General features: G+C 60.8%; 20 protein-coding genes, 1 tRNA gene and 1 riboswitch. Of the genes, 7 read left to right on the top strand and 14 right to left on the bottom strand.

The genetic code is table 11. From position 1 onward, the window contains the following. Nucleotides 1-239: 239 nt before the first annotated feature. Nucleotides 240-2156 carry a methyl-accepting chemotaxis protein gene (locus QO005_RS07775; protein WP_307157438.1) on the bottom strand — a complete coding sequence of 639 codons (1917 nt, stop codon included), beginning with the start codon at nt 2154-2156 and terminating at the stop codon, nt 240-242. Between the two features lie 286 nt (nt 2157-2442). On the opposite strand from QO005_RS07775, the gene rpmH reads away from it, so the two are divergent. The 4 genes from rpmH to yihA all read left to right on the top strand — a co-directional run bounded on the left by rpmH (nt 2443) and on the right by yihA (nt 5535). Next, on the top strand, nt 2443-2577 hold the full coding sequence (rpmH, locus tag QO005_RS07770) for a 50S ribosomal protein L34 (protein WP_302074998.1): 135 nt from the start codon (nt 2443-2445) through the stop codon (nt 2575-2577). Nucleotides 2578-2610: 33 nt separating this feature from the next. Beyond that, entirely contained in the window at nt 2611-3000 is a 390-nt protein-coding gene (gene rnpA, locus QO005_RS07765) for a ribonuclease P protein component (RefSeq protein WP_307157437.1), read from the top strand. Next, nucleotides 3000-4796 carry a membrane protein insertase YidC gene (gene yidC, locus QO005_RS07760; protein WP_370878033.1) on the top strand — a complete coding sequence of 599 codons (1797 nt, stop codon included), beginning with the start codon at nt 3000-3002 and terminating at the stop codon, nt 4794-4796. The genes rnpA and yidC overlap by 1 nt, the downstream gene beginning before the upstream one ends. Nucleotides 4797-4866: 70 nt before the next feature. After that, nucleotides 4867-5535 (top strand): ribosome biogenesis GTP-binding protein YihA/YsxC, encoded by a 669-nt coding sequence (yihA, locus tag QO005_RS07755; RefSeq protein ID WP_307157435.1) that lies wholly within the window; start codon nt 4867-4869, stop codon nt 5533-5535. Nucleotides 5536-5546: 11 nt separating this feature from the next. On the opposite strand, the gene QO005_RS07750 is transcribed toward yihA, so the two are convergent. From QO005_RS07750 to QO005_RS07740, 3 genes are read right to left on the bottom strand one after another with little or no spacing between them, the layout of a single operon-like run. Next, a complete protein-coding gene (locus tag QO005_RS07750) occupies nt 5547-6422 on the bottom strand; it encodes a transporter substrate-binding domain-containing protein (protein ID WP_370878018.1) in 876 nt (291 codons plus the stop codon). A 19-nt stretch (nt 6423-6441) separates the two neighbouring features. Further along, nucleotides 6442-7359, bottom strand: a complete 918-nt coding sequence (gene argF / locus QO005_RS07745) for an ornithine carbamoyltransferase (protein ID WP_307157433.1) — start codon at nt 7357-7359, stop codon at nt 6442-6444. Nucleotides 7360-7374: 15 nt separating this feature from the next. Then, nucleotides 7375-8583 (bottom strand): aspartate aminotransferase family protein, encoded by a 1209-nt coding sequence (locus QO005_RS07740; protein WP_307157432.1) that lies wholly within the window; start codon nt 8581-8583, stop codon nt 7375-7377. A gap of 386 nt (nt 8584-8969) precedes the next feature. Between QO005_RS07740 and QO005_RS07735 the strand changes: the two genes are divergently transcribed. Next, nucleotides 8970-9524: a GcrA family cell cycle regulator gene (locus QO005_RS07735; protein WP_307157431.1), complete on the top strand. Its 555-nt coding sequence runs from the start codon at nt 8970-8972 to the stop codon at nt 9522-9524. Between the two features lie 228 nt (nt 9525-9752). Here the strand turns inward: QO005_RS07735 and phoB are convergent, their stop codons facing one another. The 7 genes from phoB to phoR all read right to left on the bottom strand — a co-directional run bounded on the left by phoB (nt 9753) and on the right by phoR (nt 17625). Then, a complete protein-coding gene (phoB, locus tag QO005_RS07730) occupies nt 9753-10436 on the bottom strand; it encodes a phosphate regulon transcriptional regulator PhoB (protein WP_307157430.1) in 684 nt (227 codons plus the stop codon). A gap of 158 nt (nt 10437-10594) precedes the next feature. Continuing rightward, on the bottom strand, nt 10595-11302 hold the full coding sequence (phoU, locus tag QO005_RS07720; protein WP_307157429.1) for a phosphate signaling complex protein PhoU: 708 nt from the start codon (nt 11300-11302) through the stop codon (nt 10595-10597). A 35-nt stretch (nt 11303-11337) separates the two neighbouring features. Continuing rightward, nucleotides 11338-12153, bottom strand: coding sequence for a phosphate ABC transporter ATP-binding protein PstB (gene pstB, locus QO005_RS07715; protein ID WP_307157428.1), 816 nt, complete (start codon nt 12151-12153; stop codon nt 11338-11340). Between the two features lie 16 nt (nt 12154-12169). Next, complete coding sequence (gene pstA / locus QO005_RS07710; protein WP_307157427.1) at nt 12170-13495, bottom strand: phosphate ABC transporter permease PstA; 1326 nt, start codon at nt 13493-13495, stop codon at nt 12170-12172. Further along, nucleotides 13492-14979, bottom strand: a complete 1488-nt coding sequence (gene pstC / locus QO005_RS07705; RefSeq protein WP_307157426.1) for a phosphate ABC transporter permease subunit PstC — start codon at nt 14977-14979, stop codon at nt 13492-13494. Before pstC ends, pstA begins: the two co-directional genes overlap by 4 nt. A gap of 169 nt (nt 14980-15148) precedes the next feature. Continuing rightward, a complete protein-coding gene (locus tag QO005_RS07700) occupies nt 15149-16177 on the bottom strand; it encodes a substrate-binding domain-containing protein (protein ID WP_307157425.1) in 1029 nt (342 codons plus the stop codon). A gap of 194 nt (nt 16178-16371) precedes the next feature. Further along, nucleotides 16372-17625 (bottom strand): phosphate regulon sensor histidine kinase PhoR, encoded by a 1254-nt coding sequence (gene phoR / locus QO005_RS07695; protein ID WP_307157424.1) that lies wholly within the window; start codon nt 17623-17625, stop codon nt 16372-16374. 330 nt (nt 17626-17955) lie between these two features. Between phoR and ppk2 the strand changes: the two genes are divergently transcribed. Continuing rightward, nucleotides 17956-18834, top strand: a complete 879-nt coding sequence (gene ppk2 / locus QO005_RS07690; protein ID WP_307157423.1) for a polyphosphate kinase 2 — start codon at nt 17956-17958, stop codon at nt 18832-18834. Nucleotides 18835-18841: 7 nt separating this feature from the next. On the opposite strand, the gene QO005_RS07685 is transcribed toward ppk2, so the two are convergent. Both QO005_RS07685 and QO005_RS07680 read right to left on the bottom strand, forming a co-directional pair. Further along, nucleotides 18842-18915: transfer RNA gene (locus QO005_RS07685), tRNA-Gly, on the bottom strand. Between the two features lie 67 nt (nt 18916-18982). Further along, nucleotides 18983-20071: a 2'-deoxycytidine 5'-triphosphate deaminase gene (locus QO005_RS07680; protein WP_307157422.1), complete on the bottom strand. Its 1089-nt coding sequence runs from the start codon at nt 20069-20071 to the stop codon at nt 18983-18985. Nucleotides 20072-20151: 80 nt separating this feature from the next. Next, nucleotides 20152-20230: riboswitch (SAM riboswitch) on the top strand. Nucleotides 20231-20277: 47 nt separating this feature from the next. On the opposite strand from QO005_RS07680, the gene QO005_RS07675 reads away from it, so the two are divergent. Beyond that, a complete protein-coding gene (locus QO005_RS07675; RefSeq protein WP_307157421.1) occupies nt 20278-21459 on the top strand; it encodes an O-succinylhomoserine sulfhydrylase in 1182 nt (393 codons plus the stop codon). A gap of 61 nt (nt 21460-21520) precedes the next feature. Here the strand turns inward: QO005_RS07675 and QO005_RS07670 are convergent, their stop codons facing one another. Beyond that, on the bottom strand, nt 21521-22327 hold the full coding sequence (locus QO005_RS07670; protein ID WP_307157420.1) for an EF-hand domain-containing protein: 807 nt from the start codon (nt 22325-22327) through the stop codon (nt 21521-21523). Nucleotides 22328-22638 lie beyond the last annotated feature (311 nt).

Raw genomic sequence — 22638 nt, 5'->3', positions numbered from 1 at the left:
GGCATTTGAAGGGCCGGACCGATCCGCTCGTCTCTGGTTTCGCCGCCTTTCAAAAGACGGCCACATCGTTGGCGCTACGAAACGCCCGGCCTGAATTGAATCGTCGCAAGCGTATCATCCCGCACTATAAACGCCGATTGCACGAAAACCAATAACAAGCCGCCCGCGCCAGGACGGGAAGTGGCGCGGGCGGTCCTGTTTTTCAAGAGGCGGTGCCGTTGGCGGCCTCGACAAGACCCTTATGCAGCCAGCGATGCGCGCTGATGGTTCTGGCCCTGTTGCTGGAAGGAAGAACCTCCATCTTCCAGGACAAAACCGGAGACCAGGGTGGCGAGCGCCTGCGAATCCTGTTTCAGCCTGCGGGTCGCAGCCGAGGTTTCTTCCACCATGGCCGCATTCTTCTGGGTGACCTGATCCATATCGTTGATCGCGGTGTTGATTTCCTGCAGGCCGGTGGATTGTTCCTTGGCGGCGGACGCAATGGCCTGGACGTTGTCGTCGATCAGCACGATCTGATGTTCGATGGTGGAAAGCGCTTCGCCCGTGCGTTGCACATGCTGCACGCCGCCCTGCACTTCATCGCCGGACCGATGGATGAGCGCCTTGATGTCCTTGGCGGCATTGGCAGAGCGTTGCGCCAGTTCACGGACTTCCTGGGCAACAACGGCAAAGCCCTTGCCCGCTTCGCCCGCCCGCGCCGCCTCGACGCCCGCATTGAGCGCCAGAAGATTGGTCTGGAAGGCGATCTCGTCGATGACGTTGATGATCTGGGAAATTTCCCGGGATGCCTGTTCGATCCGCCCCATGGCGCCAATGGCCTCCCGCACGATCCGCCCGGATTGCTCGGCGCTCTCCTTGGCATCGGAGACCATGCGGCTGGCTTCCATGGCCCGGTCGCTGGAGGAGCGCACCATGACGGTGATTTCATCCAGCGCAGCCGAGGTTTCCTCAAGGGCCGCGGCCTGCTGCTCGGTGCGGCGGGCCAGATCGTCCGCAGCCCCGCTCAAATCGATAGCACTTTTGTCGATTGTGGTCGATTTTCCGCCGATTTCACCAATCGTCTGCCTCAGACGCTCCAGCGTGCCGTTCATGTTCTGCTGCAGATCGGCGAAGACGCCCTTGAAGTGACCATTCATGCTGCCGGTCAGGTCGCCCTTGGCAATGCTGCGCATCACCCGGCCCGCTTCGTTCACCGCCGTTTCCACGCTTTCCAGCAGCATGTTGACGTTGGCGGCGAAGCGATCGAGGTTTTCATCCTCGAAACGGGCATCGATACGGTGATGGAAGGTGCCGTCCGCTGCGGCAGACACCACCACGGCCAGCTTCTCCTGAAGTGCATCGCTCTTGGTGCGCAAGGCCAGATCCTGCGCATGCATCTTGTTGACGGCCAGCCCATTCTGTTTGAAGACCTCGACGGCAGCAGCCATGTCGCCGATCTCGTCCTTGCGGCCCGCGAAGGGAATGACGGTTTCAAAGCGGCCATCGGCCACCTTGCGCATGGCCTCGGTCAGCCCGAGAATCGGGCGGCTGAGTTGCGTACCGCCCAGCACGAGGCCAAGGCCGGCTCCGGCAATCACCGCCAGCACAGTCACGCCGCCAAGGGTTGCCACCATGGCGAATTTGAAGCTTTCCAGCGAATGCTGCAGGCTATCGAGGTCGGTACGGTCGGCATTGACGAGCTGGTCGATCTGGGTCTGAAACGCCTTGCGATTGTTACGGTTGCCCTCGTTATTGCCCTGCTCGTTGGCGGCGGTAACGCTAACATCATTGGCAAGGCGAACTGTTTCCGTGCGGTACTTGCGGAACTCGCCTGCCTTCTCGACCATGGCATCGAAGGTCTTTTTCTGTCTAGCAGGGACAAGCGGCGCCCAGAGGGAAAGCACCTTCTCCATTTCGTCCAGGTTCTGCAGCACGCCTTTCGCAAAGGGCTTTGCCTTGTCCTTGTCGCTTGCGGCATAAATGCCGCGTGCTTCCATGACGACAGCGGTGACCTGACGGTTCAATTTTTCGCCATAATAGACGCGCTCGGAGATATCCTTGAATTCATCCAGCTTTTCTCCGTACCGCAAGGTGACGAAGATGCCGATCGCGCCGATGATGATGGCGGCTGCACCCATCACCGCAACCAGTGCGTTTACTTTACCCTTAATTTTCATGGGTCCCCACCCTAAAAATAATATGCTTATGCAAGTATGGGGCGCAATGGCTTAAGGAAAGCTTTCTTGGTGATGCGAAGTTTGACGCTGCCTCACGGGCTTTGATGACTTTAATCGGTACATGTTTCGCCGCATTGCCTCTCATTGACTCCGGCAGGCTTCATCCGTATAAGCCGCGCGTTCGCGCAGCATACCCGCCTTGGCGGGCCTTTGGCATGCGCATCAATCCAACGCTCTTGCACAATGTGCAAAATAAAGAAGGGCCGCACACCGCGGTATTAAATAAATGAAGCGTACCTACCAGCCTTCCAAGCTTGTTCGCAAGCGTCGTCATGGCTTCCGCGCCCGCATGGCAACTGCCGGCGGCCGCAAGGTTCTGGCTGCTCGCCGCGCCCGCGGCCGCAAGCGTCTGTCGGCCTGATCAGGCCGGCGGCCCGATGAAAGAGCCGGGCGTATGACGTCAGAAACGAAAGAGTTGACTGTCGGGCGGCTGAAAAGCCGGCCGCAGTTTCTTGCCGTTCGCGAGGGTGAGAAGCGCAAGGGGCGCTATGTGCTTCTGGAGGTTCTCGACAGGGCCGATCCCGGCTCTCCACCGCGTGTCGGCTTTACCGTGACCAAGAAGCAGGGCAATGCCGTCGAGCGCAATCGCATGCGCCGCCGCTTGAAAGAGGCGGTTCGTCTGACCGCAGGCTTTGCAATGAAGCCCGGGCATGACTATGTGATCGTGGCGCGCCGCGACGTGCTGACCGCTCCTTTCGAGGACCTGACGGCACATCTCACCCGCCGCATCCGCAATGACGACCCATTCCGGCCGTCCGACAGGACCCGTTCCAGGAAAACATGATGGAAAACAACCGCAATTATTTCATAGCGATTGCACTCTCCGTGCTGGTCGTCCTGGGCTGGCAGTTCTTTTACATGAACCCTCGGATCGAGGCGCAGCGGCAGGCCGAGCTTCAGCAGAAGGCTGAACTTGCCAAGCAGCAGCCGAAGGATGCCGCCGGCAATCCGGCGCCCGGCAATACCGTCAACGGGACGTTGCCCGCCAGCCAGGCATCGGCAACCGCCAGCCGCGAAGATGCCATTGCCAAGAGCCAGCGCGTGGAAATCGACACCGAGGCGCTCTCCGGCTCGATCAATCTGACGGGTGGCCGTCTCGACGACCTGCGGCTCAAGGGCTACCACGAGACCGTGGACAAGACGAGCCCGATCATCACCCTGCTCAATCCCGCCGACACCAAGGACGGTTATTTCACCGAGCTTGGCTTTGTCGGCAGCACCAATTCCGGTTCGGTTCCCGGCCCCTCTACCGTCTGGACGGTGAAGGAGGGCGCGAAGCTTTCAGAGACCTCGCCGGTCACGCTGACCTACACGAACGATGCGGGGCTGACCTTTACCCGCAAGATTTCGGTGGACCAGCATTACATGTTCACCATCGAGGACACGGTGGCCAATAGCGGCTCCGCTGAAACAAGCGTTGCGCCCTATGGTCGCATCACCCGTTACAACAAGCCGACGACGCCATCCGCCTATGTTCTGCATGAAGGCTTTCTCGGCGTCATCGGCGCTGGCAACAGCCTGACGGAAGCGAAATACGCGTCCATTGAAAAGGAAAACGAGAGCCTGCCCAAGGCGACCGGCGGCTGGCTCGGCATTACCGACAAGTATTGGGCGGCAGCCATGGTTCCGCCGCAGGCTGTAGCCTATGACGCGCGCTTTTCGCATTTCACCGATGGCCAGCCGCGTTTCCAGGCCGATTACAAGAATGATGCCGTCACGGTTGCGCCCGGCCAGTCCGTCTCGCTGAAGACGCTGATCTTTGCGGGTGCCAAGGAAGTGCCGGTCATCGACGCCTACGAGACCAGCTATTCCATTCCCGGCTTCGACCGGATGATTGACTGGGGCTGGTTCTATTTCCTCACCAAGCCGATGTTCAAGCTGATGGACTTCTTCTTCCGTCATGTCGGCAATTTCGGTGTGGCGATCCTGCTGACGACCATTGTGGTGAAGGCGCTGTTCTTCCCGCTGGCCAGCAAGCAATATGCCTCCATGGCCAATATGAAGCGCATCCAGCCGAAGCTGGAAGAGCTGAAGGCCAAGCATGGCGACGACCGCATGGCCATGCAGCAGGCGATGATGGAGCTTTACAAGACCGAAAAGATCAATCCGGTTGCCGGTTGCTGGCCGCTGGTGTTGCAGATCCCGGTCTTCTTCTCGCTCTACAAGGTGATCTACATCACCATCGAAATGCGCCATGCACCGTTCTTCGGCTGGATCAGGGACCTGTCCGCGCCGGATCCGACCAGCATCGTCAATCTGTTCGGCCTCTTGCCCTTCGATGCCCCGACCTTCCTGCATCTCGGCATCTGGCCGATCATCATGGGCTTCACCATGTTCCTGCAGATGCGCATGAACCCGACGCCGCCGGACCCGACCCAGGCCATGCTGTTCAACTGGATGCCGCTGGTCTTCACCTTCATGCTCGGCTCTTTCCCGTCCGGTCTGGTGATCTACTGGGCCTGGAACAACACGCTGTCGGTGATCCAGCAATCGGTGATCATGAAGCGCCACGGCGTAAAGATCGAACTCTTCGACAATCTGAGGAAGGTTTTCCGACGAAAATCGGTGGAAACCAAGTAAACTGATCGGTGCCGGTCTGGTAGCAGACCGGCACTTGCTTTTGATCCCTTCTTTCAATCTGGCAGGACCCATGACCGAGACGAAGACCCCAACCGATCAGCCGCTGTTCGGCAGGCCCTGGATCTTCATCCGTGGTGTGCCGTCCATGAAATTCCTGCCGCCGGAAGGGCCGCTGGAAGTGGCGTTTGCGGGCCGGTCCAATGTCGGCAAATCCTCGCTGATCAATGCGCTGGTGGGGCAGAAGGGGCTGGCGCGCACCTCTAATACGCCGGGCCGGACGCAGGAGTTGAACTATTTCGTGCCCGAGGGCTTCAGCGGCGAAGGCACTGACCTCCCTCCCATGGCGCTGGTCGACATGCCCGGCTATGGCTATGCGCAGGCGCCGAAGGAGCAGGTGGATGCCTGGACCAAGCTGGTCTTTGACTATCTGCGCGGCCGTTCCACACTGAAGCGCGTCTATGTGCTGATCGACAGCCGCCATGGCATCAAGAAGAATGACGAGGATGTGCTGACGCTGCTCGACAAGGCCGCCGTATCCTATCAGGTGGTGCTGACCAAGCAGGACAAGATCAAGGAAGCAGGCGTGCCGCGTCTGATTTCAGAAACGCTGGAAAAGATCCGCAAGCGTCCCGCCGCCTATCCGGTGGTTTTGAGCACCTCCTCCGAGAAATCGAAAGGCCTTGATGAATTGCGGGCCGCGATTGCCGAGACGGTGGGTTTCAGTTCCTTCGGCCCTTGAGCCTGAACGCATCAGTAAAGACCAAGCGGAAAATACTGCCGCGCAAGCGCATCAAGCGTGCCGTCTCGGGAAAGCGAGGCAAGCGCGTGATCGAAGGCGGCGGCCAGGAAGCCGTCTTCCTTGCGCACCATCAGGCTCATGCCTTCGCCAAGGAAGTGTTGCGAGAGATAGGGGCCGCCCAGGAAACCGCAGCACGCACCCGAGGCCGGGCTTGCCAGCCAGAAGGACAATTGCAGCCCATCGCCGAACACTGCGCTGACCTTGCCGGTTTTCAATGCCTCCAGCAGGGCAGGGCGGTCGGGAAAGGCCTGCGGCGTCAAGTCGGGAAAGAAGGCCTTCAGCATCTGCTCATGGGCGGAACCGGCCAGGACGCCGACGGCCTTGCCCTTCAACGTCTCCGGTGAGGTGGCGGATGCCAGGGTTTTGCCCACGGCAAACCGCGCGGGCAGCAGCAGATAGGGCCGGGAAAAAGCGAAATCCTGCCGCAGTGTGCGCGTGACCGCATTGCCGGCGAGGGCGGCATCGCCATGCTTGCTCAACAGGGAAATTTCGATATCCCCGAAGGGAACGGCCTGGATCTCGCATTTGGCGGCAACGCCCAGTTCCACGCAGATGGCGCGGATCAGTTCGATGTTGAAGCCGGTCAGGTGGCCGGTCTGGTCCATGAAGCTGAAGGGCGGGAAATCATTGGTTGTCAGGAAGCGCAGCCGCAGCAGATCGGAAAGATCCGGCTTCGGCAGGCGCTCCTTGGCATCGAACAGCACGGGAAAGGCTGCCTGCCCTTCCGCCGCCCGCGATGGCGGTGCCGTGAGAAGCAAAAGAAACAAGAGAGCGAGGCCCCTTTTCAGGCCCTGGCTCCACCATGTTGACGTTCGTCTCACCCGCATGCCTGCCGCCCCTGTCGGGTCACACGGCGCCCAGACACCAGGCGAGGATGGACTTCTGCGCATGCAGGCGGTTTTCTGCCTCGTCGAAGACGACGGATTGCGGTCCGTCGATCACCTCGTCCGTCACTTCTTCGCCGCGATGGGCAGGCAGGCAGTGCAGGAAGAGCGCCTCGGGCTTTGCCTGCTGCATCAGCGCGGAATTGACCTGATAGGGCTGGAAGATGTTATGGCCGCGCGCCTTGTGCTCCATGTTCATCGAAACCCAGGTATCCGTCACCACGGCATCGGCGCCCTTCACGGCGCGCTCGGCGTCGTGACACAGCATGATGTCGCCGCCATTGTCGCGGGCCCAGTTGAGGATACGGTCATCCGGTTCCGATCCCATCGGCACGGCCATGGTCATGCGGTAGCCGAAGCGGGCGGACCCTTCCACGAAGGAATGCAGCACATTGTTGCCGTCGCCGGTCCAGGCCAGCGTCTTGCCCTTCACCGGTCCGCGATGCTCCTCGATGGTCATGATATCCGCCATGATCTGGCAGGGATGGGTCATATCCGTCAGGCCGTTGATCACCGGCACGGTGGCGTGTTCGGCCATTTCCAGCAGGCGGGTGTGATCGGTGGTGCGGATCATGATCGCATCGACATAGCGTGACAGCACGCGCGCCGTATCGCCAATGGCTTCGGCGCGGCCCAACTGCATTTCGGTGCCGGAGAGAAACAGCGTTTCCCCGCCCAACTGCCGCATGCCGACATCGAAGGAAACGCGCGTGCGGGTCGAGGGCTTTTCAAAGATCATCGCCAGCATCTTGCCAGCGAGCGGCTTGTCGGCGGTGCCGGCCTTGGTCTTTGCCTTGCGGTCCTTGGCGTCGGAGAGAATATGGTTCAGGTCCTCGGCGGTCATGGCCGAGAGGTCAATGAAATGCTTCAGGGATGTCATGATCTTACCTGTGTCTCAAGCGTGTGCGGCCTTGGCCGGGCTTTGGGCGGTCAACTGTTCGGCGGCCTGCTCGATGCGCCTCAGGCCCTCGCGGGCCTCATCGGCCGTCACCGTCAAAGGCGGCAGAAGGCGCAGCACGTTGTCGCCTGCCGGCACGGTCAGCAGATGCTCCTGACGCAGCGCCTGCAACAGCTCGCCGCTGGGCTGCACGGCCTTGATGCCGAGCATCAGGCCTTCGCCGCGAACATCGGCAATCACATCCGGGAAGCGGTCCTTCAGGGCGGCAAGACCCTGGCGGAAGATGAGGGACACATCCCGCACCTGCTCCAGGAAACCATCGGCGAGAACCACGTCCAGCACTGCGTTGCCCACCGCCATGGCCAGCGGATTGCCGCCATAGGTCGTGCCGTGAATGCCGGGCACCATGCCGGAGGCTGCCTCTTCCGTGGCAAGGCAGGCGCCGAAGGGGAAGCCGCCGCCGATACCCTTGGCAACCGCCATGATGTCGGGCGTCACGCCAGCCCATTCATGGGCAAAGAAGCGCCCCGTGCGGCCAACGCCGGACTGAACCTCGTCGAGGATCAGCAGCAGGCCCTTCTCGTCGCAGATCTTGCGCAATTCGCGCAGGAACTCGTTGGGCACGACACGGATGCCGCCTTCACCCTGGATCGGCTCGATCAGCAGGGCCGCAGTCTTGTCGGTAATGGCAGCGTTCAGGGCGTCCAGGTCGCCGAAGGGCACCTGGTCGAAACCTTCCGCCTTGGGGCCGAAGCCTTCGAGATATTTCGCCTGACCGCCAGCCGCAATGGTGGCGATGGTGCGGCCGTGAAAGGCGCCCTCGAAGGTGATGATGTGGAAGCGCTCGGGCTGGCCCTTGGAGAAATGATAGCGCCGCGCGGTCTTGATGGCGCATTCCAGCGCTTCCGCACCGGAATTGGTGAAGAAGACCTTGTCGGCAAAGGTGGCTTCGGTCAGCCGGCGGGCAAGCCGCTCCTGATCGGGGATCTCATAAAGATTGGAGAGATGCCAGACCTTTTCGGCCTGGGACTTCAGCGTCTCCACCAGATGCGGATGGGAATGGCCGCAGGAGGTCACGGCAACGCCTGCGCCGAAATCCAGATACTTGTCACCGCCTTCGGTATAGAGCCAGACGCCCTCTCCTCGCTCGAAACGCAGCGGTGCACGTGCAAACGTGTTGAACAGCGGCGTTGAGCTCTCGGCCATGGCAGTCAAGTCCTTTTCATCTCCGGAAAAATCAAAAATGCCGCCTTTCGGCGGCGCTGGCACTATTCCGGCTTAGCGCTGCAATGTCAATAAACATCGCATTTTCCCTTGCTTTTCAGTGGTTGGTGAGACAAGCGCGCAAGAGGCGGTTATTTCACGCCGGAGTCATGTTCGAGAGCAAGTTGGGGAAAAGCGGCAAATTCGATTCGCCGTGATTCTTCCGACTCTTGTCACGGAGTCAGCGTGGCACTAGGTTAATGAGCAATTACTAGACTGCATGCGGCGGAACTAGTCACCAACAGTATGAGGCAGTTCAGGCTTCGGAACCTTCCGAGGCCGCGGTGACGGATTCTGCGTAAGCGCACGCAACAGGCGGAGATTGCGGCATGAACTGGACGGACGAGCGCGTCGAGAAGCTCAAGAAATTATGGTCGGAAGGCCTGAGTGCAAGCCAGATTGCGGCGCAGCTGGGCGGCGTCAGCCGCAACGCGGTGATCGGCAAGGTGCATCGCCTCTGCCTGCCGGGCCGCGCCAAGGCGGGCGGTACGGCCGCAGCACCGGCACGCACGCCAAAGCGCCAGCCCGCGCCTGCGGCGGCGCGCCCCGCCAATTATCCGGCACGCCCCACGGCCCCCCGCGCCATTGCCCGTCCCGCCGGCAATGTGGCGCTGAGCGAAGACGTCGATCTGGACGGTCTGGAGCAGGTCGCTCCCATGCCGGTGTCCAGCGCCGTGCTGCCGATTTCCAAGCGGCTTTCGCTCACGGATCTGACCGAGCGCACCTGCAAGTGGCCTGTCGGCGATCCGATGAAGGAAGATTTCCATTTCTGCGGCTGCGACAGCACCGAAGGCTCGCCCTATTGCGCCTATCACGCCAAGCTTGCCTATCAGCCGGTCAATGACCGCCGCCGCGCAGCCGCAGCTGCCGCCGCTGCCCGCTGAAGACAAGATCGTCAAAATGAAAAAGCGCGTTCGGCCTACCGAACGCGCTTTTGTTTTTACTGCATAATTTTCGCCTTAAATCGGAATCGATTTAAGGCGAAAATTATGCAGCAGATCTAAAGTATTACAGCGTCCTTTGTACGTTTTATCAAGCGCACAAAGGACGCTGTAATAATGCAAGGCAAACCCTCGGCTTATGCGAAGAGTCATTGAAAATGACTCTTCGTATTACGCTTCCATGGAATAGCCCGCGCCGCGCACGGTGCGGATCACATCCTGCTGGTTGCTGCCGTTCAGCGCCTTGCGCAGGCGGCCCACATGCACATCCACGGTGCGCTCATCCACATAGATGTCATGGCCCCAGACGCCATCGAGAAGCTGTGAGCGGGAAAACACCCGGCCGGGGGACGACATCAGGAATTCCAGCAGCCGGAATTCCGTTGGCCCCAGCCGCACTTCACGGGTCTTGCGATGTACGCGATGGGTCTCGCGGTCCAGCTCGATATCGCCGCAGCGCAGAACGCTGGAGAGAACCTCGGGCTTGGCCCGGCGCAGCATGGCCTTCACCCGCGCCATCAGTTCCGGCGTGGAAAAGGGCTTGACCACGTAATCGTCCGCGCCGGTGGAAAGGCCGCGCACCCGCTCGCTTTCCTCGCCGCGCGCCGTCAGCATGATGATCGGCAGGCGTTCGGTGTCTGGCCGCATGCGCAGGCGGCGGCACAGTTCGATGCCGGAGACGCCGGGCAGCATCCAGTCGAGGATGAGGAGATCGGGTACGCGCTCCTGCAGGCGGATCTCGGCTTCGTCGCCGCGCAGGATGGTTTCCACCTCATAGCCTTCCGTTTCCAGATTGTAGCGAAGAAGCACGCTCAGCGCTTCTTCATCTTCCACCACGGCAATTCTCGGCAGCATCGATGTGTCGTCCTCATACGTTCAGGCAAGCCGGGCATTAGAGCGCCGATCTGATTGAATCAGATCGGCGCTCTAACATTTTATTTTTGAAGCATAATCTTGTCGATCCTCGTTTCACTCCGGTCGGATTATGCTCTATTCCCGGCTTTGCAGAGGTTTCAGCCGGCCGCACCCACGGCGGTCGTCGTATCGTCCTTGGGGCGCTCGCCTTCCGGCTGGGCGCCCGTCGTCATGTAGTAGATGGTTTCGGCAATGTTGGTGGCGTGATCGCCGATGCGCTCGATGTTCTTGGCGCAGAACAGCAGATGCGTGCAGGTGGTGATATTGCGGGGATCTTCCATCATATAGGTCAGGAGTTCGCGGAAGAGCGAGGTGTAGATCGCATCGATCTCCTCGTCGCGGTCACGGATCGACTTGGCCTTTTCCGCCGAGCGGGTGGAATAGACGTCCAGCACTTCCTTGAGCTGGGTCAGCGCCAGTTCGGAGAGATGCTCGATGCCGCGCGCCAGCTTGCGCGGCACACCAGTGCCCTGCACGGCCATCACGCGCTTGGCGTTGTTCTTGCCGAGATCGCCGACGCGCTCCAGATCGGCTGCGATGCGCAGGGCGCCGATGATTTCGCGCAGGTCGGCTGCCATCGGCTGGCGCTTGGCGATGGTGACAATGGCTTTCTCGCCGACTTCACGCTCGGCGCTGTCCATGATCGCGTCATCGGAAATGACCTTCTGGGCGAGCGCTGCGTCGGAATTGACCAGGGCGCGGACGGATTCCGCGCACATCTGTTCGGCAAGCCCGCCCATTTCGGAGATGCGGCGCATCAGGAATTTCAGTTCTTCATCGAAAGCCGTGTAGATATGCGATGCCATGGGTGTTCCTCAAAGAGTGTATAACGCGGTTTCGATCAGCCGAACCGGCCCATGATGTAATCCTGGGTGCGCTGGTCATCCGGATTGGTGAACATCTTGTCGGTATCGTTTTCCTCCACCAGCTGCCCGAGATGGAACATGGCGGTGCGCTGCGAGACACGGGCGGCCTGCTGCATGGAGTGGGTGACGATGACGATGGTGAAATTGGCACGCAATTCGTGGATCAGTTCCTCCACCTTGGCGGTGGCGATGGGGTCGAGCGCCGAGCAGGGCTCGTCCATCAGGATCACCTCGGGGCTGACGGCAATGGCGCGGGCAATGCACAGGCGCTGTTGCTGGCCACCGGAAAGGCCGGTGCCCGGCTCGTGCAGGCGGTCCTTCACCTCGTTCCACAGACCGGCGCGCTGCAGGCTCTTTTCGACGATCTGGTCCATGTCGGCCTTGCTGCGGGCCAGCCCATGAATGCGCGGGCCGTAGGCGATGTTTTCATAGATCGACTTCGGGAAGGGGTTCGGCTTCTGGAACACCATGCCGACGCGGGCGCGCAGTTCCACCACGTCGATCGAAGGATCGTAGATATCCATCTCGTCCAGCGTGATCCGGCCGGTGACGCGGCAATTGTCGATCGTGTCGTTCATGCGGTTCAGCGTGCGCAGAAAGGTGGACTTGCCGCAGCCGGAAGGGCCGATCAGCGCCGTCACCGTGTTTTCCCGCACCGTCAGGTTGACGTCGAACAAAGCGCGCTTTTCGCCGTAATAGACGGATACGTCCTTGCCGACCATCTTGTAGTTCATTTCGGTCATCTTCTGATCCAGCGCCTTTTCAACTGCTGCTTCGGACATCATGTTCATGGCTTTCTCTCCCGGATTACCAGCGGCGCTCGAAGCGGCGGCGTAGCAGAATGGCTCCCACATTCATGACGAGCAGGAAGAGGAGCAGGATGATGATCGCACCCGAGGTGCGCTCTACGAAAGCCCGTTCGGCCTCGTTGGCCCACATGTAGATCTGTACCGGCAGCGCCGTGGAGGGATCAAGCGGCGTGCCGGGATAATCGGCCACGAAAGCCACCATGCCGATCAGAAGCAGCGGCGCGGTTTCACCCAGCGCATGCGCCAGCCCGATGATCGTGCCGGTGAGAATGCCCGGCATGGCCAGCGGCAGCACGTGATGGAAGACGGTCTGCATTTTCGACGCGCCAAGGCCGAGCGCCGCGGCGCGGATGGAGGGTGGCACGGCCTTCAGCGCCGCCCGGGTGGCGATGATGATGGTGGGTAGCGTCATCAGCGTCAGCACCAGACCGCCGACCAGCGAGGCCGAGCGCGGAAAGCCCGCGAAGTTTATGAAGACCGCCAGCCCCAGCAGGCCGAAGACGATGGAGGGAACGGCGGCGAGGTTGTTGATATTGACCTCGATCAGGTCCGTCAGCCGGTTCTTCGGCGCAAATTCTTCCAGATAGATCGAGGCGGCAACCCCGATGGGAAGCGAGAGCACCAGCACGATCAGCATCATATAGGCCGAGCCGATCAGCGCCACGCCGACGCCCGCCGCTTCCGGACGGCTGGAGGCGCCGTTGAAGAAGATGCCGGTGTTGAAGGCCTTGGTCAGCACGCCGTCGGCAGCCAGCTTCTTCATCCACTCCACCTGCTGGTCGGACACCTTGCGGTTGGCCTGATCCACCGTCAGGTCGATCTGACCCTTGTTGGCGGAATCGATATTGGCGCTGGCGAGAATGGAGACCGGCACGGTCTTGCCGACGATCGACGGATCGGCCTGCACCATCTGGCGAAGCTGGACGCGCACGCTGTCGGAAATCATCTCCGTCACGGCCTTCATGGCCGGGCGGTTGTTGGTTTCCAGGCCAAGATGCTTTGCCAGCGCATTGCGCGCCAGCAGCGGATAATTGGCGGCGATCAGCACATTCGGATTGCTGGCCCGCTGGTTGGTGGGGTCGATCACCTGCGCGCTGAACTCGATGGGCAGCGTGATGGTGGTCTGCACGAAGGCGGTATAGCCCTTGGAGATCACCGAGCCCAACAGCACGAAAAGGAAGATCAGGCCGAAGCTGATGGCCGCCACGCCATAGGCGCGGAAACGGCGTTCTGCGGCATAGCGGCGCTTGAGGCCGATGTCACGGCGCGCGGGCCGGGCGGTTGCGGCAAGGCCGCTCACGCCTTGGGAAACGATCTCACTCATTCATACTGCTCCCGGTATTTGCGCACGATGTAGAGTGCATAGATGTTGAGGCAGAGCGTGATGGCAAACAGCGTGATGCCGAGCGCAAAGGCGACCAGCGTCTGCGGCGAGGTGAATTCGAGGTCGCCGGTGAGCTGGTTGACGATTTTTACCGTCACCGTGGTCATCGGCTCGAAGGGATTGAGCTGAATGCGGGCGGCAACGCCTGCGGCCAGCACGACGATCATGGTTTCGCCAATGGCGCGCGATGCCGTCATCAGCAGCGCACCGACAATACCGGGCAGGGCGGCGGGCAGGATGACGCGCTTGACCGTTTCGGAGCGGGTGGCGCCAAGGCCGAGCGAGCCGTCCCGCAGCGCGCGCGGCACGGCGGTGATGATGTCATCCGAGAGCGACGAAACATAGGGGATCAGCATGATGCCCATGACGAAACCGGCGGTCAGCACGCTCTGGGCCTGGATGAAGCTTGTATAATCGCCCGTCGCCAGGCCGCTGATTTGGGCCGAGATGTCGCGCAGGAAGGGACCGACAGTGGTGAGTGCGAAGAAGCCGTAGACGATGGTCGGAATACCGGCCAGCACTTCCAGCAGTGGCTTGACTGTCGAGCGCAGCCGGGGCGAGGCATATTCGGCCATGTAAATGGCGGAAAACAGCCCGATCGGCACGGCAAACAGCATGGCGACGAAGCCGATGTAAAGCGTGCCGACCAAAAGCGGGATCAGGCCGAACTGGCCTTCCGCGCCGCCGGAACCGGCAGCGGCAAAGCGGGGGTCCCAGACCGTGCCGAAGAAAAATTCCCAGGCCGGAACGGCGCGGAAGAAATGCACGGCCTCCGTCAGCATCGACAGAATGATGCCGATGGTGGTGAGGATGGCAATGGAAGAGGAGACGACCAGCGCCCCCAGCATGACCTGCTCCACCCGGTTGCGGGCACGAAAGCGCGGCGCGATCTGGCGCAGAGACAGAACGAGGCCCAGAACCGCCAGGGCCACCGCCAGCGCGGTGAGCAGCATCTGGCTGGTAGCCTGAACGGCGCTCAGATGGGCGGCAGCCTTGACCATGAAGGCCTGCGGGTCGGAGGCGAGCGGCATGCCGCGCGCCGCCAGCAGAGCACGGGCCGTGGCGGGGTCGGCCTCCTCGACCGCCTGGCGTTCTGCCTCGTCAAGCCCTGCCATGCCGCGGGCAATGGAGGCAATGGTCCCATAGGTCAGGTTGCGACTGGCATCGGACTGGCTCTGCACCTCGGGCGGCAATTCGGCCCGGATGCGGCTTTCGATGACGGCAGGTGCGGCGGTCAGCCAGAGCCCCGTAACAATCAGCGCCGGCAAAATGGTGGCCACAGCGACGAAGCTGCCATGATAGCCATAGCGGGAATGCAGCGAGGATGCCTTGCCGCCCGCCAGAGTGGCGGCGCGCGAGGCACCCAGCAAATAGCCGATCAGCCCAAGGGCGATCACAATCAATAAAACCGTTGAGGTACTCATCCAATTCCCCGCCAAAACCGTCAGGAGCCATTCGATATGCCGGAAATGGCTGAACGGCCGGAAACCCCTGTCTTTGCGTCGCGTGCAGACACTCAGTGTCTGTCAGCTTCCGTCCGACGCTTGCAAAACTAAAAAAACCGGCGCGGGGTGGCCCGCGCCGGATGTCGTCTTACTTGCCGGCGGCAAATTTGCTGCGGAATTCTTCACGCTCCTTGTCCGGAGCGGGAACCAGGCCGTAATTAGCCAGCGGACCATCCGGGCCGATCATCTGCTCGGAGAGGAAGAAGTCCACATATTCCTTCATGCCCGGCACGGAGCCGAGATGCGCCTTCTTGACGTAGAAGAACAGCGGGCGCGAAACCGGATACTTGCCGGTGGCCACGGTTTCGACCGAAGGCTTGACGCCGGAAATGGTGGCAACCTTCAGCTTGTCGGCGTTGTTTTCGTAGAAAGAGAGGCCGAACACGCCTAGTGCGGTCTTGTTGGCGGCGATGCGGGCGAGCGTTTCGGTGTAATCGCCGTCGATGTCCACGGCCTTGCCATCCTTGCGCACGGCGATGCACTTCTTGGCGGCGGCCTTCTCGTCGCTGACGGCGGCCTTGATGGCGTCTACCGCCTTGGTGTCCTTGCAGCCCTGCTCGAGAACCTTGGTTTCGAACACTTCGCGGGTGCCGTGCTTTTCACCCGGAATGAAGGCCATGATTTCGGTATCCGGCAGGTCCTTGTTGACCTCGGACCACTTCTTGTAGGGGTTGGCGACCAGCTTGCCATCCACTACGACTTCAGCGGCGAGCGCCTTGTAGAGATCGGACGGAACCAGGGCCAGATCCTTGTTGGAGCTATCGACGGCGAAGACGATGCCGTCATAGCCGAACTTCACTTCCTGGACATCCGTCACACCGGCGGCCTGGCAGGCTTCGGCTTCGGACTTGTTGATCGGGCGCGAGGCATTGGCGATATCGATGGTGTCGGGGCCGACGCCCTTGCAGAATTCCTTGAGGCCAGCGCCCGTGCCGCCGGATTCGACCACCGGGGTCTTGAACTGGGTATAGGTTTCGCCAAAGGTTTCAGCGACGATCTTGGCATAGGGCAGCACGGTGGAAGAACCGGCGATCTGTACCTGATCGCGGGCAGCGGCGGCGCCAGCAAAGGCGACGGAGGCGACCAGGGCCGCTACGGACAGTTTCAGCATGGACATTCATCTCTCCCGAGAATTGAGCTTGCGTGGAATTGCAGTCCCGTCCGGTCTGCAATCGCCGGGCTCCGGCGGCCTCTTCTTAGCCCCTCACAGCTTCTGCTTTTATGTCGTTTGCATGAAACATTTATGACAGTTCAAAATATTGATTATAAAAGATTTTTATTGGATTTCATGTCATTGACCAGTGTTTTGTGTCAGAAACGCACGGTAAATTCCGTGCCCTGGCCAAGGTCCGAGCGGACGATGAGCCTGGCCCGGTGGCGGGTGAGGATATGTTTGACAATGGCAAGGCCAAGGCCCGTGCCTTTCTTGGAGCGGCTATCGGCGACGCTGACGCGGTAGAAGCGTTCTGTCAGCCGTGGGACATGCTCCGGCGCGATGCCCGGACCCTTGTCGATGACGGAGACCTCCGCACCATTGTCCAGCTTGCGCAGTGCCACGTCCACCACCTTGCCCTCCTGGCCGTATTTGCAGGCGTTTTCGATCAGGTTTTCGAAGACCTGGATGAGTTCATCGCGGTCGCCCACCACCTCCACGCCGTCATCCGGCAGGTGCAGGCGCACATCCACCTCCAGTTCCGCGGCAAGCGGTGCAAGCGAGTCGCGCACATGGGTCAGCACGGGGGCGAGTTCCACCGTTTGCGCCGGGGCCAGATGCGCCTTCAACTCCAGCCGGGAGAGGGAGAGAAGGTCATCCACCAGCCGGCTCATGCGGTTTGCCTGCTCCAGCATGATCTGCAGGAAGCGCTCCTGGGCTTTGGTGTCGTTGCGGGCCGGTCCCAGCAGCGTTTCGATGAAGCCGCGCAGCGAAGCCAGCGGCGTGCGCAATTCATGGCTGGCATTGGCCACGAAATCCGAGCGCATGCGGTCGATGCGCCGAAGCTCTGAAATATCCCGGAAGGTCATGACGTAAAGCGGCTTTGCCCTTTCCGGCAAGGCCAGCGGCGCGATACGCACCATGAAGACCCGCTCCGAGGGCAGGAATTCCGAATGTTCCACCTGGTTGGGCCTGCCGCTGCGCACCGTTTCGCGCATCATGTCGAGAATGCTCGGGGAGCGCCATTTTGCCGAAACATGCAGGCCCGCCTCCAGCATACCGAAATCCCGATTGGCGGCAACATTCTGGAACAGAACCGTTCCATCCGCATCCATCATCAAGGCAGGCAGGTCCAGCGCTTCGAAAACGGCGATGGCGCTGGCTTCACTGAGGCGCGGCGCCTCCTTCTGAGGCCCGGCCTCGGCTTTGGCGGCGGCCTGCTCGGCGCGCTGCTGCGAACTGCCGCGCAGGCAGAGAAACGCCATCGCGAGAAAAAAAGCGCCCACGGCAAACAGCCAATGCGCACCGGCCTCAACCGATGCGACGGACAGAAAGCCTGCCAGAAAGGCCAGATCGCGGCGTTCGCCAAGGCGCTGGCGCAGAACGGCCCAGGAGGGAAAAAACGGCGTCAAGGCAGGCCTCTCGGTATAACGGCATCGCGCAGAAATCGTGTTACACGTTTTCAGGAAATGCTCTAGTGGAATGAATTTGACATTTGATACCCATTTGCGGTGATCTCGAGGATCAAATGTCAAATTCGAAAATTCCACTAGGATCATAAGGTTGCTAGTGGTTTTCATGATTGTGACATTTGCTCTCGAGGGTGCTGCACAGGCTAGCAAATGTCACAATCAAACCACTAGCTCTTTTGCATGACAGGAATTTACAGGCTTTGCGGCGGTCAGGGGGAGCTTTTGGAACCCTGTCGCATTTAACTGACAGGTTTAGCTCGGGAGAAGCGCATGGATAGCATGAAGGGCAGCCGCACGGTCGAGCTTGAGATCGGCGGCAAGACGCGGCTTTTCGATATCGACGATCCGGTTTTGCCGGACTGGGTGGAGGAGGAGGCGCTGAAATCCGGCGGCCACCCCTACAAGGAAAAGCTGGATGAGGAGGATTATGCCAAGGAGTTGAAGAAACTGCAGATCGAACTGGTCAAGGTGCAGTTCTGGCTGCAGGCGACGAAACGCCGCGTCATGGCGCTGTTCGAAGGCCGCGATGCGGCGGGCAAGGGCGGCAGTATCAGCGCCATTCTTTCCTATATGAACCCGCGTTCGGCCCGCAGCGTGGCTCTCGGCAAGCCCACTGAGACCGAGCGCAGCCAATGGTATTTCCAGCGCTATGCCTCGCATTTCCCAAGCGGCGGCGAGTTCGTGCTCTTTGACCGCTCCTGGTATAACCGGGCCGTGGTGGAACCAGTCATGGGCTTTTGCACCAAGGATGAATACCGGCTGTTCATGGATCAAGTGCCGCATTTCGAGAAAATGATCGATCAGGACGGCATCCATTTCTTCAAATTCTGGCTGGATATCGGCCGCGAAATGCAGATCAAGCGCTTCCACGATCGCCGTCACGATCCGCTGAAGGTCTGGAAACTTTCGCCCATGGACATCGCGGCCCTGACCAAATGGGATGACTACACCGACAAGCGCGACCGGATGCTCGACAAGACCCATGGCAAGCACGCGCCATGGATGGTGGTGAAAGCCAACGACAAACGCCGCGCCCGCCTCAACACCATCCGCCATATGCTGCATCATCTGGATTATGACGGCAAGGACAAGAAGGTGCTCGGCGAGATCGACGACCGCATCATCGGCAAGGCGCCGGATATGATGTGAGGAAAGCTGGAGCGGGTGAAGGGAATCGAACCCTCGTATTCAGCTTGGGAAGCTGCTGCTCTACCATTGAGCTACACCCGCGACCGATGCCCGCACAGTTCCTACACTTGAGCGCCAATGTCAAGCCGCAGAAGCGCGCCATGTCTCCTTACGGCAGGCGGAAATGCTTGGACAATTTCAGGCCCTGCGCCTGGTAATTCGAGCCGACGCCGCTGCCGTAGAGCGCCTGGGGGCGCTCCGTCATCCGCTCATAGACCAGCCGTCCGATGATCTGCCCGTGCTCCAGAATATAGGGCACTTCATGGCTGCGCACCTCCAGCACGGCGCGGCTGCCGCTGCCACCGGCGGCGGCGTGGCCGAAGCCGGGGTCGAAGAAGCCTGCATAATGCACGCGAAACTCTCCCACCAGCGTATCATAGGGCGTCATTTCCGCCGCATAGAGCGGCGGCACATGCACGGCCTCGCGCGAGACGAGAATGTAGAATTCGTCCGGATCGAGGATGAGTTCGTTGCGGCCACGGCTGTAGAGCGGTTCCCAGAAATCCAGAAGGTCATGGGCGGCCTTGCGATCCACATCGATGACCGAGGTGTGATGCTTGCCGCGATAGCCGACCAATCCCTCCGGCCCGGTGCCCTTGAGGTCGATGGAGAGTGCGATGCCGCTGCCGGAAATATTCGGCGTTTCGCTGGCCACCAGCGTTTCGGCCTCGTGCAGGGCCAGCATTTCGGCGTCACTCAACAGCGCCTGGCCGTCGCGGAAGCGGATCTGTGACAGGCGCGAGCCGCGCCGCACGATGATCGGAAAGGTGCGCGGGCTGATTTCCAGGTAAAGCGGCCCCTTGTAGCCCGCCGGGATCTTGTCGAATTCCTGGGCGTAATCCACCATCACCCGGGTGAAGATGTCGAGGCGGCCCGTGGAGCTCTTCGGATTGGTGGAGGCCGAAAGGCCATCCGGCAGGTCCAGGCTTTCCATCAGCGGCACGATGTAGACGCAGCCGGTTTCCAGCACGGCGCCCTGGCTGAGGTCGATTTCGTGCAGCGTCAGCCGTTCCAGCTTGTCAGCTACGCGGCTGTTTTTGCCCGGCATGAAGCTGGCGCGCACGCGAAGCGCCTTGGAGCCAAGACGCAGGTCGAGGCTTGCCGGCTGGATCTGGTCATGATCCAGCATGGCCTCGGCCTTCAGCCGTTCCTGCCCGAAAAGTTCGCCGATTGCGCGATCTGCCAGAATGCCCGTCATGGGTGTTGCCGATCCTGTTTATAATCGCCGAACAAAATCAAAACCGGACAATTGACGCAAGGGCGTGATGGGCGTATGGCAAGTTATCCCGTGGTGATTTGGCCGGTCGGCTTGCAGCCACGTTAAACAACTGGCTAAATAGACCGGGTTTTCTCAAAACCGGTCCGTTTCGCGACCGGTTTTTGTTTGAGAAGGCTTGAGACACGATGAGCAAGACCTGGCGCCCGGCCACCAAGCTTGTACATGGCGGCACGCTGCGTTCGCCCTATGGCGAAACTTCCGAAGCAATTTTCCTGACGCAAGGGTTCGTTTACGACAGTTCCGAATCCGCCGAGGCGCGCTTCAAGGGCGAGACCGACGGCTATATCTATGCCCGTTACGGCAGCCCCACCAATGACATGTTCGAAAAGCGCATGTGCCTGCTGGAAGGCGCTGAAGATGCCCGCGCCATGGCCTCCGGCATGGCGGCGGTGGCCGCAGCCGTGCTGTGCCAGGTCAAGGCGGGCGATCATATCGTTGCGGCGCGTGCGCTCTTCGGTTCCTGCCGCTGGGTGGTGGAAACGCTGGCCCCGAAATATGGCGTGGAATGCACGCTGGTCGATGGCCGCGACCTGAAGAACTGGGAAGCGGCAATCCGCCCGAACACCAAGGTGTTCTTCCTGGAAAGCCCGACCAACCCGACGCTTGAAGTGGTGGACATTGCCGGTGTTGCCGCACTCGCCAATCAGGTGGGCGCCAAGGTCGTGGTCGATAACGTCTTCGCGACGCCGCTCTTCCAGAACCCGCTGTCGCTCGGGGCGCATGTCGTTGTCTATTCCGCCACCAAGCATATCGATGGCCAGGGCCGTTGCCTGGGCGGCATCGTGCTGTCGTCGAAGGAATGGATCGACGAGAACCTGCATGACTATTTCCGCCACACCGGCCCGGCCATGTCGCCTTTCAATGCCTGGACGCTGCTGAAGGGCGTGGAAACCTTGCCGCTGCGCGTGCGCCAGCAGACGGAAAATGCCGGTCGCATCGCCGATTTTCTGGCCGAACATCCGAAGGTGGGCAAGGTCATCTATCCGGGCCGCAAGGACCATCCGCAGGCCGATATCATCGCCAAGCAGATGAAGGGCGGTTCGACGCTGGTCTGCTTCGAGCTCAAGGGCGGCAAGCCGGCGGCCTTCGCCCTGCAGAATGCGCTGGAGATCATCCGCATCTCCAACAATCTCGGCGATGCCAAGAGCCTGATTACCCATCCGGCCACGACGACCCACAAGAACCTGGCCGAAGATGCCCGCCTCGAGGCTGGCATTACCGGCGGCACGCTGCGTCTTTCCTGCGGGATAGAGGATACCGACGATCTGCTGGAGGATCTGGATCAGGCGCTGAAGTCGGTCGCGTAATTCTGACAAGGCCCGCGATCATGGGATCGCGGGCCTTTTTCACATTTTGCCGTTCTCGGGATTATTTGCCCGCCGGAATGAGCGGCGGTCCAGCCGGGAAGTCGTCGGCGGAGATGAAGCCATCCTTGTTGGTGTCCAGCCGGTCGAACAGCTTGTCGAGACCGGCATCGGCTTCCGCCTTGCTGATCTGGCCGTTTTCATCGGTATCCAGCTGGCGGATCAGCCACATCGGACCCATCATCCCCATCATGCCGTGATGGGGGCCATGATGCGGGCCGGGACGGAAGTCGGCGCGATCGCCTTCCGGGCCAGGACGCTCTCTGCCGGGACCTTCTCTACCAGGACCTTCTCTCCCGGGACCCTTATGGTCCGCTCCCATCATCGGGCCGCAACCATCCATCGGTCCCATATCGTCATCCATGGGACCCATTGCTGCATCCGGGGCTGCATCCGGTCCGCCCTTCGGCGGGGGCGGTGGAGCCTTGCCATCTTCGGGCTTCGGCGGCACGGGCGGCGGCATATCGGCCTTCATCGCCTCCATACGGGCCTCATGGAACTTGCGCAATTCACCCGGCGTCAGCACGCCATCCTTGTTCTCGTCGATGGCGGCAAACAGCTTGTCCTCGGCGGCCTTTGCCTCTTCCTTGGAAATCTTGCCGTCCTTGTTCGTGTCAAACTGCTGCAGCGCATAGATGAACAGCGCGCCAGGGCCACGCATTATCATCGGGCGGGGGCCGCATGCAGCCGGGCCCGGCGGTTCCGGCGGGCGATCTTTCCCCTTACCTTCCTGCGCCATCGCGGCACCGAGGGAGGTGCTGACCAGCAGCACGGCCGCCAGGGCGGATATCGTCGTCTTCCGGGGTGTCATGGTGTCTCCTTCTGTGTCGTTTGACACTGGCAAACGTAGACGGAGACCGCGGCGTGCACCACTTAAGGTTCGGTAAGGTGCCATTACAATTTTGTAAGATAACTATTTTGCCTAAAGCACGTTGCGGCTTATCAGCCTCATGCAATGTGCTTTACATTCTTGTTTTAACGCATGTCGTTATCGCAAAACCGCTGCACACTTTTGCGCGACATGCTTTAGGGCGTGTGGACATTCATTTTGAGTTGATGAGTGCGGCACATAGATTGATTATAGCGGCATAGGATGTGTCTGTCTTGTCGGACCTCATGGCT

This window comes from Allorhizobium paknamense (genome assembly GCF_030815125.1).
GTDB classification, from domain to species: Bacteria; Pseudomonadota; Alphaproteobacteria; order Rhizobiales; family Rhizobiaceae; genus Allorhizobium; species Allorhizobium paknamense.
This window is presented reverse-complemented; position numbering and strand designations above follow the sequence as displayed.